Raw genomic sequence first — 14,028 nt, 5'->3', positions numbered from 1 at the left:
CTGCGACAATTTGCCATAAGTAACCAGTTCGTACATTATTCCGCGCTTGTCACAAACGGGGAAAATTTTCGACATGAATTATTCTGGGGCTGCCGGCGGCAGCAACTGGCTGCTGTTGGGGCTGGGTGTTCTGATCGCCTTGATCGGGCTTGGCTTGGCCGGTGGCGGTGGCTATCTGATTTCGCTCGGCGGCAGCGCGTACTTCCTGCTGATGGGCCTGGCGATGCTGGTGTCCGGGCTGATGATCGCCCGGCGTAAACCGCAGGGTGCATGGCTGTATGGCCTGGCGCTGATCCTGACGGCGATCTGGGCGGTATGGGACGCCGGTTTTGAGTACTGGCCGCTGGTTTCGCGGGTGCTGACCTTCGCTGTGATCGGGCTGGTTGTCGCGTTGATCTACCCGACCCTGGTGCGTGCCTCCGGCGCGGCTGCAGGCCGTGGCGCCTACGGTCTGGCGGGCATTCTGGGCGTTGGCGTCGTTGCAACGCTGGCCTACATGTTCGTGCCGACCCATGTGGTCAAGGCCAGCAGTGAACCCGCTGTGACGCCGGTCGCTGCGGGCACTGAGCAGAAAGACTGGGCGCATTGGGGCAACACCACTGCCGGCAACCGTTTTGCCGCGCTGGACCAGATCAACAAAGGCAACATCGACAAGTTGCAGGTGGCCTGGACCTTCCGCACCGGCGACATTCCGCAAAGCACCGGCGCTGGTGCCGAAGACCAGAACACCCCGCTGCAAATCGGCGACACGGTCTACACCTGCACCGCCTACGGCAAAGTCTTTGCCCTGGATGCCGACACCGGCGCCCAGCGCTGGAAGTTCGATCCGCAAGGTACCGCGCCCAACTGGCAGCGCTGCCGTGGCCTGGGCTATTCCGAAACGCCTGCGACCTCGGACAGCCAGCCTGTTGCCTGTACGAAACGTCTGTTTCTGCCGACCGGCGATGCCCGCCTGATCGCGCTCAATGCCGAAACCGGCCAGCCATGTGAAGAGTTTGGCAACAAGGGCACGGTTGACCTGACCACCGACATGGGCGAAGTGAAGCCTGGTTATTACCAGCAGACCTCGACCCCGCTGGTGGCAGGGGATGTCGTGATCATCGGCGGCCGCGTGGCCGATAACTATTCCACCGGCGAACCGCCAGGTGTGGTGCGTGCCTACGACGTGCGCAGCGGTGAACTGGTGTGGGCCTGGGATCCGGGCAACCCGAACACCACCAAGCGTCCGCCAGCCGGCGAAACCTACACCCGTGGCACACCGAACGTCTGGTCAGCCATGTCCTACGATGCCCGGCTCGGTCTGGTCTACCTGCCAACCGGCAACGCCACCCCGGACTTCTTCGGCGGCCAGCGCACGGCGCTCGATGACAAATGGAATTCGTCCATCGTCGCCATCGACGTGAAGACCGGTCAGGTGCGCTGGCATTTCCAGACCACTCACCACGACCTGTGGGACTTCGACCTGCCAGCCCAACCGCTGCTGTACGACGTGCCTGACGATAAGGGCGGCACCCAGCCAGCCCTGGCGCAAGTCACCAAACAGGGCGAGATCTTCCTGCTCAACCGCGAAACCGGCGTGCCGATCGCCCGCGTCGAAGAGCGCCCTGTCCCACAAGGCAACGTGCCTGGCGAACGCTACTCACCGACCCAGCCGTTCTCGGTGGACATGCCGTCCATCGGCAATCAGACACTCACCGAATCCGACATGTGGGGCGCCACGCCCTTTGACCAGTTGATGTGCCGCATCCAGTTCAAAGGCATGCGCCACGAAGGCGTCTACACCCCGCCGGGCATGGACCGTGCCTTGCAGTTCCCGGGTTCCCTGGGCGGCATGAACTGGGGCAGCGTCTCGGTGGATCCGAACACGAACTACATGTTCGTCAACGACATGCGCCTGGGCCTGGCCAACTACATGATCCCGCGCGACAAGATTGCCGCCGGGGCCAGCGGGATCGAAATGGGCGTGGTGCCGCAGGAAGGCACACCGTTCGGCGCCATGCGCGAACGCTTCCTCTCGGCGGCCGGCATTCCGTGCCAGAAACCACCGTTCGGCACCATGTCCGCCATCGACCTCAAGACCCACAAGCTGATGTGGCAGGTGCCGGTCGGCACCGTGCAGGACACCGGCCCGCTGGGCATCCGCATGCACCTGCCGATCCCGATCGGCATGCCGACTCTCGGCGCGTCACTGGCCACCCAGTCTGGTCTGTTGTTCTTCGCGGGCACTCAGGATTTCTACCTGCGTGCTTTCGATACGGGTAATGGTAATGAGATCTGGAAGTCGCGTTTGCCCGTGGGCAGTCAGTCAGGGCCGATGACTTATGTTTCGCCTAAAACTGGCAAGCAGTACATCCTGCTCACGGTGGGCGGAGCGCGTCAGTCGAGCGACCGTGGGGACTATGTGATTGCGTACGCGTTGCCGAAGTAAAGGCTGAATAGAAGGAACGAAAAAGCCGCGCAATTGCGCGGCTTTTTTGGCTGTGCGAACTGACCTGACGTCATCAACGGGACGCCAGGATGGACAGCGACTTTCACTCGTAGTCGAATGCGAAATCCAGGGATGCGAGGTGACGCACATGACGAAGAAGATGCCTCCCGCTGTACGGGACCATGCTTTACAGATTGCACATCACGAAATGGGGCACTACGTCATGGCCCGGGCCTTTGGGTTTGCAACGGGCGGCGTGACCCTGACAGTGACGATGGACTTGAGGCATCAAGGGGGCGCTTCCATCACCCTGGCGCGGTCAATTTCGTCGGTCGACGCGATGAAAGAGTATTTGGAAGCCCGGATGATGGTCCTCTTGGCTGGCGCCATGGGGCAGACATTATCTTCAACACCTTCGCCCAGGAAACTCGTCGATAAACTGAAAGCGAAAACCATCCTCAAAGGAGGCCTTGGGGCGGAACAGGATTACGCAAAAGTAAGGGAGTTGCAGCAACTGCTACGCAACATCGCCTACCCCGATACGGATCCCGCGTCGTCTGACCGCATAACGGCTGAGCTCAAGGAGATCACTGATCGCGTGTGGCTGCGGACTCAAGAAATCGTGGAGGCGTTGGCCGATACGATTACCGAATTGGCATTGGCGTTGGTGGACGGCATGGTCATGGTGGAGCAATGGGGTAGGGCGGGGGATACGTATGAGGTTGTGTTGACGGGGGAAATGCTCGAACGGCTGCGGCCTGTGCAGGCTATCCCATCGTTACGTGTTGTTTCTTAAGCTGAGGGGGAAGCCCCGATAAATCGGGGCGCACTCTTGGAAGCTGCCGCTACTCTTCAGACCCGCCGTCGTCCGGGCAGGTCATCGTGTCAGCACTTTCACGACATCATCGATCACCGCTTTGCTCATCGCCGTCAGATAGTGCGCGGCCCAGGCATGGCAGTCAGTGTCTTTCTGCCGAAATCATCGTTAACAATTGTCACTGGGATCAGGGTAGTCGGACGGCCACTGGCGCTCATACATTTATTCCTTTGAGGTTATATTCCTTTGGTGGCATATTTGTATGAAGTGGGACGTTGAATATACCGATGAGTTCGAGGCCTGGTGGGATCGCCTCAATGATGCAGAGCAGGACTCAGTCCAGGTTACGGTCATGTTGCTGGGCGATGACGGACCGCATTTGGGTTTTCCGCACACCAGCGATATCAAGGGCTCGCGGCATGGCAACCTGCGTGAGTTGCGAGTGCAACACGCTGGCAGGCCTTACCGTGTGCTGTATGCCTTTGATCCACGACGCTGCGCGATTTTGCTGATCGGCGGTGACAAAAGCGGTCAGGATCGTTGGTATCTGGAGTATGTACCGCTGGCCGAACGTCTGTACGACGAGCACTTGGAAACGTTGAAGAAAGAGGGCAATGACAATGGCTAAAAAATTTGCTGATTTGGTAGCGGGGCGCTCTCCTGAGTCTCAAGCGCGTGTCGACGTCCTGTATCAGAAACTGCGAGCGGAAATGCCGCTACATGAGTTGCGCCAGGCTCAGGCGTTGAGCCAGGACACCCTGGCCAAGACACTACATGTCAATCAGGCGGCAATTTCCAGGATGGAGCGGCGCACGGATATGTACATCAGCACGCTACGCAACTACATCCGCGCCATGGGCGGCGAACTGGAAATCATCGCAACCTTTCCCGAAGGGCAGGTAAAGATCGAAAATTTTGCCAGCTGAGCGACAAAAACGCCTCTGCAAAAGCCGACCAGCCAGACACGAAAAAGCCGCGCATTGCGCGGCTTTCTTGTTTGGTGGGCCCACACGGACTTGAACCGTGGACCAAAGGATTATGAGTCCTCTGCTCTAACCAACTGAGCTATAGGCCCTCAGTAGGTCGCGGATTATAGCGATGGTTTCTCGGCTGTGCTATCCGAAAAATCCATTATGGCTGTACGAAGAAACGTCGCGGCGAATTCGGCCGGTGGCAAGGGCAGGCTGACGATGTAGCCCTGGATCTGTTCGCAGCCCTCCGCGGCGAGGAATTGTTGCTGCGCGAGGGTCTCGACGCCCTCGGCAATCACAGTGAATTGCATGCTGCGCCCCAAGGCGATAATGGCGCGAACGATGGCCGCATCGTGGGGATCGTCCGGCAGGCCGCGGACGAAGGACTGGTCGATCTTGAGGATGTCCAGCGGCAGGCGTTTGAGGTAGCTCAGGGACGAGTAGCCGGTGCCGAAGTCGTCGATCGCCAGTTGCACGCCCAGGTGTTTGAGTTGGTGCAGCACTGCCAGCGCTTCTTCGGCCTGGCTCATGATGAAGTTTTCGGTGATTTCCAGTTGCAGGAGGTCGGGTCTGAGGCCGTTGTCCTTGAGCAATTGTTCGATGCGGCCAAGCAGGTTCGGCTGGCGCAGTTGCGCGCCGGCGAGGTTGACCGACAGTGGGCCGAGGCATTCGTAGACCTGGTTCCATTCGTACATCTGCCGGCAGGCGGTCTCGAGTACCCAGTCGCCGATTTGCAGGATCATGCCGTTTTCTTCGGCCAGGGGGATGAAGTGCTCCGGCGGCACATCGCCGAAAGTCGGGTGGCGCCAGCGAATGAGTGCTTCGGCGCCGACCAGGCGATGGTCGTCCAGGCTGATCTTCGGCTGATAGTGCAGGAACAGTTCATTGCGTTCGATGGCGCGCCGCAGTTCGTGCTCCAGCGCGACGCGCTCGCTGGCTTGGGCGGTGAGGTCGCGGGTATAGCTTTCGACCCGATTGCGTCCCTTGGCTTTGGAGCGATACATCGCCGCGTCGGCGTTCTTGACCAGGGTGGCGACGTCACAGCCGTCTTTGGGATAGAGGCTGGTGCCAATGCTGGCGCTGATGAAAAACTCGTGCACGCCGGCCTGGAAGGGGGCGCTGAAGCAATTGAGCAGCTTGGTCGCGATGTTGTCGGCGTCACTGGGTTGCTGCAGGCCGGGGAGCAGGATGATGAATTCGTCGCCGCCCAGGCGCGCCACGGTATCGATGTCGCGCAACTGTTCCTTGAGGCGCACGGCGATGCCTTTGAGCAACAGGTCGCCGACCGGGTGCCCCAGGCTGTCGTTGATGTGTTTGAAGCGGTCCAGGTCGAGGAACAGCACGGCGCCCTGGCCACCGTTTTCCTGTTGGTTGTTGAGCGCGGTCAGCAGCCGGCTCTCGAACAGGGTGCGGTTCGGCAGGCCGGTCAGCGGGTCGTGGTGCGCCTGGTAGTCGAGCTTGGCCTGGGCGTGCTTGAGGCTGGAAATGTCCGCGAATACGGCCACAAAGTGGGTGATGAATTTGTCCCGGTTGCGCACCGCACTGATGGTCAGCCAGCTCGGGTAGAGTTCGCCGTTCTTGCGCCGATTGGAAATTTCGCCCTGCCAATGCCCTTCGGCGGTCAGTTGATGCCACATGGCTGCATAGAACGCGCTGTCGTGCAGGCCCGAGGCGAGCAGGCGAGGGGTGTGGCCCAAGGCTTCGCTCTCGCTGTAGCCGGTGATTTCGGTAAACGCGCGGTTGACCGCACTGATGTGTTGTTGAATGTCGGTAATCAACACCCCTTCGGCGGTGCTTTCGAACACGGTGGCAGCCTGTTGCAGCTTCTCCTGCATCAAGTGCCGCTCGGTGATGTCTCGAGCGATGGTCAGCATGCAATCTTCGTCGCCGATCGGCAGCGGACGGCTGGACACCTCGCAGAGGCGGATCTGGCCGTCGCTGCGGCGGATATGGCAGCTGAAGTCGCGGACGAAGCCGTCACGGTGCAGCAGGTCGAGCATCTGTTTGCGTTCGTTGAGGTTGACCCAGATCCCCAGCTCGAGCGCCGAGCGATCCACGGACATCGCGCTGTTGAAGCCGGTAATGCGACTAAACCCTTCGTTGACCTCCAGCAGCAAGCCATCGCTTTGCCGGGACAGCAGCAAACCGTCCGGGGAGGCATGGAAAGCCTTGGCGAATTTCTCTTCGGAGGTTTGCAGCTGTTGTTGGGTTTCCTTGAGTTGGCTGATATCGCGCACGACGACCACCAGCGCAGGGGTGGTGTCGAGGTCGAACGGTTCGGCGGAAATCAGGCCGGTAAACACCTGGCCATTGTTACGGCGAAAGGGCATCTCCAGGTTACGAATGCTGCCGGCCTGCAACCGCTGCAACAAGCCCGGCCCGACGCCGGGGATGCCCCAGATGTTCAGGTCGGAGGCGGTCTGGCCGATGACGTCTTCAGCCCTGATGCCGATCTGTTCTTCGAACGCTTTGTTAACCTCCAGCAAACAGCCGTCCGAAAGCCGCGCGATGACCAGAATGTCCGGGCATTGCTGGAATACCGAGGCGAACTTCTGTTCCGACAGGCGCAACGCTTCTTCGGTGCGCTTGGCATCGCTGATGTCGATCATCAGCCCGCGCATCACCGGTTCATGGCCGTGCTCGATCAGGCTGACGATGTCTCGCACCCACAGGCAACGGCCGTCGGCGGTGATGACGCGGTAATCGAGGGTGTGATCGCGCCTGGCCAGGACTTCCTGATCGCAGTAGGTCTGGGCGCGGGTCAGGTCAGCGGGGTGGATGATGTTGCGCCAGAAGCCTGGAATCAGCCAGTGCGACAAGGGGTAGCCGAGCAGATCCTCGGCATGGGGCGATACGTAGCTGTAGGTGAAGTCGGTGATCCTTGCTTCCCAGGCGATGGCCGAAAGGCTCTCTACCAATCCGCGGTAGTGGTATTCGCTGCTGCGCAGTTCCTGTTCCAGATCGACCCGGCGGGTGATTTCCGAACTCAGCCGGCGGTTGATCCGGATCACCATCGCCAGCACGCCGATCAACAGCAGTAATCCGGGTAGGCCGTAAACCAGCAAATCGGACCAGAACGTTCGATGATCGAGGACGTTGCCGACCCAATGCTCCTGGATTGCGCTGATTTCTTCCGGGGTCATATCGGCCAGGACCTTGTCCAGGATGCCCACCAGCATCTTGTTGTCCTTGGGCACGCCCATGGCCAGTTGATAGCGATAGGGTGTCTCGCCGCTGACATAAAGCCCGTCGAGCTTGAGCTGGCGCAGGCTCCAGATGCTGGAGGCGAGATCACCGACCACGGCGTCCACCTCATCGGTGGCCAGTGCCTGCAAGGCTGAGCTGACATTGGGCATTGCCACCAGGTTCAGATCGGGGTGGTGCGTGCGCAGCAGCTCATGGGGGGCGTAATTTTCCACTACGGCGATTTTCAGGCCGTACAGGTCTACCAGTTTACGCGGCTGAGGACCGCCGACATGGGCAAGAATGACAATCGGAAAGTCCAGGTAGGGACGGGTGAACGACAGGTAACTCTGGCGCTCCGGGGTCGACATGATGCCCGGCAGCAGGTCCAGCTTCGCTTGTTTGGCCTGTTTGAGGACAACCGTCCAGCTGACCGGCTCGATGGGCGTGAGCTTGATGGCCAGGCGTTGCCGAATCATGTTGATGTAGTCCGCTGCAAGGCCCTGGTAGCGGCCTTGATCGTCGCGAAACTCGAAGGGCGGCCAGGATGCATCGACGCCCAGGCGCAAGTCTGGGTGAGCCGCCAGCCAGCTACGTTCTTCGTCGGTCAGAGTCAGCGCGCCAGCCGTTGCGGTCCAGGTTATCAGCGACAGCAAAAAAAGCACGGTCGGCAGTCTGGGCATAGCGGTCTCGTTGCGGCACGGGGGAATGTGTCGAGTGTAGACGGGCAATCAGGCGGGAGTGAAGCGTGGAAAATTTTATCTGCATAAAGCAAAACCCCCGGCCTGGGCCGGGGGTTTTGTGATCACTCGTCGAGGAAGGAGCGCAAATGCTCGCTTCTCGTCGGGTGGCGCAGCTTGCGCAGCGCCTTGGCTTCGATCTGACGAATCCGTTCACGGGTGACGTCGAACTGCTTGCCAACCTCCTCGAGGGTGTGGTCGGTATTCATGTCGATACCGAAGCGCATGCGCAGAACCTTGGCTTCACGGGCAGTGAGGCCGGACAGAACTTCGCGAGTCGCTTCTTTAAGGCTCTCAACGGTAGCAACATCGATTGGCGACTGCATGGTCGAGTCTTCGATGAAGTCACCCAGATGGGAGTCTTCGTCATCACCGATCGGGGTTTCCATGGAGATCGGCTCTTTAGCGATCTTCAATACCTTGCGGATCTTGTCCTCAGGCATTTCCATGCGTTCGCCCAGCTCTTCCGGGGTCGGTTCGCGACCCATTTCCTGCAACATCTGCCGGGAAATACGGTTGAGCTTGTTGATCGTCTCGATCATGTGCACCGGAATACGGATGGTGCGGGCCTGGTCGGCGATCGAGCGAGTGATCGCCTGACGGATCCACCAGGTGGCATAAGTCGAGAATTTGTAGCCGCGGCGGTATTCGAACTTGTCTACCGCTTTCATCAGACCGATGTTGCCTTCCTGGATCAGATCGAGGAACTGCAGGCCACGGTTGGTGTACTTCTTGGCGATGGAGATCACCAGACGCAAGTTGGCTTCGACCATCTCTTTCTTCGCGCGGCGGGCCTTGGCCTCACCGATCGACATGCGACGGTTGATGTCCTTGATCTCGGCGATCGTCAAACCGGTTTCGGTTTGCAGCGCGGTCAGCTTCTGCTGGCAACGAATGATGTCCGGTTGCAGGCGACCAATGGCTTCAGCGTATTTGCTTTTGCCTTTGGCCAGTGCGTCGGACCAGCTTTCGTCGACTTCATTGCCCGGGAACTGGCGCAGGAAGTCGGCACGCGGCATGCGGGCATCACGCACGCACAGTTGCATGATCGCGCGCTCTTGCTGACGCAGGCGATCCAGGGCACTGCGAACACGCTCGACCAGGCCTTCGAATTGCTTCGGAACCAGTTTGATCGGCATGAACAGCTCAGCCAGCAGCACCAGCTCGGCAATTGCCAGCTTGTTGCCACGACCGTGCTTTTTCAGCGCCTTGCGGGTGATTTCCATCTGATCGGAGACAGCGCCAAAACGCTGTGCTGCGATAACCGGATCCGGACCGCTTTCGGCTTCTTCTTCGTCATCAGTCGTTGCTTCGGCGTCATCGTCGTCGGTGTCGTCATCCGCTTTCACGGCTTTCGGATCGACAGGCGGTGGCACTTCGGCTGCAGGCGGCGCAATGCCGTCGTCCGGGTCGATATAACCGCTCAGGACGTCGGACAGGCGGCCACCTTCGGTGGTGACGCGAGTGTATTCGGAGAGAATATGGTCAACCGTGCCAGGGAAGTGCGCGATTGCGCCCATCACTTCGCGGATGCCCTCTTCAATACGCTTGGCGATTTCAATTTCGCCTTCACGTGTGAGGAGCTCTACCGTACCCATTTCACGCATGTACATGCGCACTGGGTCGGTGGTGCGACCAATGTCGGTCTCGACCGCTGCCAACGCTGCTGCTGCCTCTTCGGCCGCGGCTTCGTCGGTATCGGCGTCGGCCAGCATAAGGGAATCCTTATCTGGCGCAACCTCGAATACGTTGATCCCCATGTCATTGATCATGCGGATGATGTCTTCCACCTGTTCCGGATCTGAAATATCCTCCGGCAGGTGGTCGTTGACCTCCGCGTAAGTCAGGTAGCCCTGCTCACGACCAAGTGTGATCAACTCTTTGATACGAGACTGCTGTTGCGCTTTTCCGGACATAACACCCTATCCACTGAAGGTCTTGGCGGGCAAAAAACAAGCCGAGGATTATACCTGAGCTATGACCTCACGCGCCAGTTGAGGTCGGGCTTGATGCGGAAACATTGCGACTTAAAAGGTCGCGCAGTTGGTTTTTCTCTTCGGCTGTCAGTTCACTTTGACGTGCTTTCCTGAGCAGTTGTTCCAGGTTTCGCTCGCGTTGGCGGGCGGACAAGCTATTAATGGTGTCGAAAAACTGTTGTTCAAGGTTATCTCCGTCAATCAACCATTCCTTTTCTGCCAGCGCCTTGAGCAAACGTCCTTGCTCGGTACCGTGCCAACGCGCGATCAACTGAAATGAGTTTAGCTTGGGATTCTTCTGTACGGCTTCGAGCAGTGCCACCAGCAATTGTGTATTGGTGTGATCTTCGGCGGCAAAGTGCCCGGCATCCTCGACTTTTTCGGCCAGTTGCGGGTGATGCAGTAGCGTTCGCAGTGCAGCCAGGGTTGGCGGTTCTACAGCGGCCGGCACCCGTGGAGCACGCGGTTGATCGCGATCAGCGCCGCGCTTGCCATTCTTGTCCCAGGGTTTCTTGTCCCATTTTTTACCGCCGGCGCCGGGTTTCTTTGGCGTCCACTCCTGCTGCGGCACATACATCTCTTGTGCCTGCGGCTGATGGTAGTCGCTGTAATCCGGCATGGCGTCGTAATCGATGCCCGGGTCGTACGCCGGTGGCGCTTCCTGAGGGGCGCTTTGCACCAGCTGGCTCACCGCTTCACCGCTAAGGCCGGTGATTTCGCTCAGCCGCTGACGCATCAGGATGCGCAGGTTGGCGCCCGGGACTTTGTCGATCAGCGGCGCGGCGAGGGTGGCCATGTGGGCCTTGCCTTCGAGTGAGCGCGGGTCCGATTCCTCGATCAGCTGCTGGAAGAAATAATCCGCCAATGGCTGGGCATGCTGGTTGATTCGCGCGCGGAAAGCGTCGGTGCCTTCGGAACGGACCAGGGTATCCGGGTCTTCGCCCTCTGGCAGGAACAGGAAGCGCGCCCGACGCCCGTCTTGCAGGCAGGGAAGGGTGGCCTCCAGCGCCCGCCACGCGGCGTTACGGCCAGCCTGGTCGCCGTCGAAGCAGAACAGCACGTTGGGCACGACGCGAAACAGTCGCTTCAAATGCTCTTCGCTGGTGGCGGTCCCCAAGGTGGCTACAGCATTGCGCAAGCCTTGCTGGGCCAGGGCGATAACGTCCATGTAGCCTTCGACGACGATGATTTCGTCGAGGTTGCGGTTGTTCTTGCGTGCTTCATAGAGGCCGTAGAGTTCCTGGCCTTTATGGAATACCGGGGTTTCCGGTGAATTCAGGTATTTCGGCTTGTCGTCGCCCAATACCCGGCCGCCGAAAGCAATGATGCGCCCACGACTGTCGCGGATCGGAAACATTACGCGATCGCGGAAGCGGTCATAGCGTTTGCCGGTTTCGGCGTTTTCGATCAGCAGGCCGGCATCGACCATGGCTTTTTGTTGCAGGGTGTCGCTGCTCAAGTGCTTGAACAGGTTGTCCCAGCCGGGCGGGGCGAAGCCGAGGCCGAAGTCCCGGGCGATTTCGCCGGTCAGCCCGCGACCTTTCAAGTAATCCACGGCGGCTTTGCGCATTGGATGACTTTTCAGGGCCTGACGGTAAAAGTCGGCGGCAGCCGTGAGCAGCGGGTACAGCGGCGAATCGGTCGGCTGCCGCGGTTTGTGCGGGCGGCCGCTTTCTTCGCGGGGGATTTCCATGCCGGCGGCTTTGGCCAGTTCTTCGACAGCCTGGACGAAATCCAGGTTGTCGTGGTCCATCATGAAGCCGAGGGCATTGCCGCCAGCGCCGCAGCCGAAGCAGTAATAGAACTGTTTGTCGGGGCTGACGCTGAAGGACGGGGTTTTTTCCTTGTGAAAAGGGCAGCAGGCGGTGTAGTTCTTGCCGGCCTTTTTCATTTGCAGGCGCGAGCTGACCACATCGACGATGTCGGTGCGGTTCAGAAGGTCGTCAATGAAGCTCTGGGGAATTAGCCCGGCCATGGCGTTCTCGTCATCTGCGCTGAAATGGACCCGAAACAAAGGGCAGTCGAATGCGGGTCGTTTTCGAGGCGCGCAAAATATACGGCTCGACCAGTGTCGTCTGCGTAATCGCTGTCGGGAAGTGTATCCGCCGAAAATCCACTGACGTTAGTGCTAATCAGTATTCGACTATTTGAAAATATTGCGCTGAAATCCGCTGCGGCCAGTCGATGGCCCCGGATCGCTCATAAGCGGGCACGCAAGAAGGTGCCTTGGGCTGATCGTCGTGAGAGGAATCAGTGGGTGTGCTCGTCAGTAGCCTTGAAAGGCTCGTCAGAAAAGACGTGCACCGCTGGCAAAAGAGCCAGGTCTGACGCTGTGAAGCAGGTTTGTCTCGGTCGCGTCTGCGGCTTTGACGGTGAAGCATCAAGCGTATTACGCAAATGCCATTAGCCCGGCTGAGGGCCGGGCTTGGCAGAAGCTTGCTACGAACGTCTGTGTATTAGTACAGACGAACGGCGCGGCGCTGTTCGCGCTGAACTTTCTTGGCGTGACGCTTAACAGCGGCTGCTGCTTTACGTTTACGCTCAGAAGTAGGCTTCTCGTAGAATTCGCGGCTACGAACTTCAGCCAGTACACCGGCTTTTTCGCAGGAGCGCTTGAAACGACGCAGAGCTACGTCGAAGGGTTCGTTCTCTTTTACTTTGACGGCTGGCATCCAGAGCTACCTTCATTCATTACCGGGGTCAACATCCTCGTGGCAAAAGAGCACTTGAAGACGTCGGTTTTTAAGGGTTGCGGATGTTAACCCCTCATCGCTCGGAATGCAAAGCCTCTGATCGAAAACCGCTGGTCGGGGCCTCACGTGGCGACTATTATGCGCGCCTTCGAATTCAGCCTAAACAAGGCGCAAACCCATGCTAGTACTGGGATTAGAAACCTCCTGCGACGAAACCGGTGTCGCACTTTACGACAGTGAACGCGGCCTGCTGGCCGACGCGCTGTTCAGTCAGATCGACCTGCATCGAGCCTATGGCGGTGTGGTGCCGGAGCTGGCTTCGCGTGACCACGTCAAACGCATGCTGCCCTTGATTCGTCAGGTGTTGGCGGAAGCTGACTGCGTGCCGACCGAGATCGATGCGATCGCTTATACCGCGGGTCCCGGGCTGGTCGGTGCGCTATTGGTGGGCGCTTCCTGCGCCCAGGCGCTGGCCTTTGCCTGGGGCATTCCAGCCTTGGGCGTGCACCACATGGAAGGCCATTTGCTGGCGCCGATGCTGGAGTCGCAACCGCCGGAGTTTCCGTTCGTCGCTTTGTTGGTGTCGGGCGGTCATACGCAGCTGGTTCAGGTCGACGGCATCGGCCAATACACGTTGTTGGGCGAGACCCTCGACGATGCTGCCGGTGAAGCATTCGACAAGACCGCGAAGATGATGGGTCTCAATTATCCAGGCGGCCCGGAAATCGCGCGTCTGGCGGAGAAAGGGGTTGCAGGACGATTCACTTTTCCGCGTCCGATGTGTGACCGTCCCGGCCTGGCGTTCAGCTTCAGCGGCTTGAAAACCTTCGCCCTGAACACCTGGCAGCAATGCGTCAGCGCCGGGGACGACAGCGAGCAAGCCCGTTGCGACATCTCGCTGGCGTTCCAGCAGGCCGTGGTGGAGACTTTGACCATCAAGTGCAAGCGTGCCCTGAAGCAGGCGGGTATGAAGCGCCTGGTGATCGCTGGGGGCGTCAGCGCCAACAAGGCATTGCGCGCTTCTCTGGAGAAAATGCTCGGGGACATGCGCGGCGATGTGTTTTATGCCCGTCCGGAGTTCTGTACGGATAATGGCGCGATGATTGCGTTTGCCGGTTGCCAGCGCTTGCAGGCTGGCCAGCACGAAAGCCTGGCGATCAGCGTTCAGGCGCGCTGGCCAATGGAGCAGTTGTCGGCGCTGTGATGAGCGGTATTCACGT

9 protein-coding genes, 1 tRNA gene and 1 pseudogene are annotated in these 14,028 nt (G+C 59.5%); 5 read left to right on the top strand and 6 right to left on the bottom strand.

Annotated elements, in window-relative coordinates; all coding sequences use genetic code 11:
- Positions 1–73 precede the first annotated feature (73 nt).
- A complete protein-coding gene (locus tag ACA062_RS30655; protein ID WP_497454311.1) occupies positions 74–2,428 on the top strand; it encodes a glucose/quinate/shikimate family membrane-bound PQQ-dependent dehydrogenase in 2,355 nt (784 codons plus the stop codon).
- A 148-nt stretch (positions 2,429–2,576) separates the two neighbouring features.
- Entirely contained in the window at positions 2,577–3,224 is a 648-nt protein-coding gene (locus ACA062_RS30650) for a peptidase M41 (protein WP_497454310.1), read from the top strand.
- An 81-nt stretch (positions 3,225–3,305) separates the two neighbouring features.
- Here the strand turns inward: ACA062_RS30650 and ACA062_RS30645 are convergent.
- Positions 3,306–3,398 (bottom strand): annotated as a pseudogene (locus tag ACA062_RS30645) (DUF3077 domain-containing protein); the annotation flags it as partial.
- Between the two features lie 109 nt (positions 3,399–3,507).
- On the opposite strand from ACA062_RS30645, the gene ACA062_RS30640 reads away from it, so the two are divergent.
- Both ACA062_RS30640 and ACA062_RS30635 read left to right on the top strand, forming a co-directional pair.
- Positions 3,508–3,873 carry a type II toxin-antitoxin system RelE/ParE family toxin gene (locus ACA062_RS30640; RefSeq protein WP_497454309.1) on the top strand — a complete coding sequence of 122 codons (366 nt, stop codon included), beginning with the start codon at positions 3,508–3,510 and terminating at the stop codon, positions 3,871–3,873.
- Complete coding sequence (locus tag ACA062_RS30635; protein WP_497457515.1) at positions 3,866–4,171, top strand: XRE family transcriptional regulator; 306 nt, start codon at positions 3,866–3,868, stop codon at positions 4,169–4,171. Before ACA062_RS30640 ends, ACA062_RS30635 begins: the two co-directional genes overlap by 8 nt.
- Positions 4,172–4,243: 72 nt before the next feature.
- On the opposite strand, the gene ACA062_RS30630 is transcribed toward ACA062_RS30635, so the two are convergent.
- The 5 genes from ACA062_RS30630 to rpsU all read right to left on the bottom strand — a co-directional run bounded on the left by ACA062_RS30630 (position 4,244) and on the right by rpsU (position 12,787).
- Positions 4,244–4,320 (bottom strand) — tRNA-Ile (locus ACA062_RS30630).
- A gap of 15 nt (positions 4,321–4,335) precedes the next feature.
- Complete coding sequence (locus ACA062_RS30625) at positions 4,336–8,082, bottom strand: bifunctional diguanylate cyclase/phosphodiesterase (RefSeq protein WP_497454308.1); 3,747 nt, start codon at positions 8,080–8,082, stop codon at positions 4,336–4,338.
- A gap of 122 nt (positions 8,083–8,204) precedes the next feature.
- Entirely contained in the window at positions 8,205–10,055 is a 1,851-nt protein-coding gene (rpoD, locus tag ACA062_RS30620; protein WP_497454307.1) for an RNA polymerase sigma factor RpoD, read from the bottom strand.
- A 67-nt stretch (positions 10,056–10,122) separates the two neighbouring features.
- Positions 10,123–12,090: a DNA primase gene (gene dnaG / locus ACA062_RS30615; RefSeq protein WP_497454306.1), complete on the bottom strand. Its 1,968-nt coding sequence runs from the start codon at positions 12,088–12,090 to the stop codon at positions 10,123–10,125.
- Positions 12,091–12,571: 481 nt separating this feature from the next.
- On the bottom strand, positions 12,572–12,787 hold the full coding sequence (gene rpsU, locus ACA062_RS30610; protein ID WP_002551877.1) for a 30S ribosomal protein S21: 216 nt from the start codon (positions 12,785–12,787) through the stop codon (positions 12,572–12,574).
- Positions 12,788–12,986: 199 nt separating this feature from the next.
- Between rpsU and tsaD the strand changes: the two genes are divergently transcribed.
- Positions 12,987–14,012, top strand: a complete 1,026-nt coding sequence (gene tsaD, locus ACA062_RS30605; RefSeq protein WP_497454305.1) for a tRNA (adenosine(37)-N6)-threonylcarbamoyltransferase complex transferase subunit TsaD — start codon at positions 12,987–12,989, stop codon at positions 14,010–14,012.
- The last annotated feature ends 16 nt before the right edge of the window (positions 14,013–14,028 follow it).

The sequence above is a fragment of the Pseudomonas sp. LBUM1679 genome, from assembly GCF_059695565.1.
The sequence above is the reverse complement of the archived record's forward strand: the minus strand, read 5'-3'. Positions and strand labels throughout refer to the sequence as shown.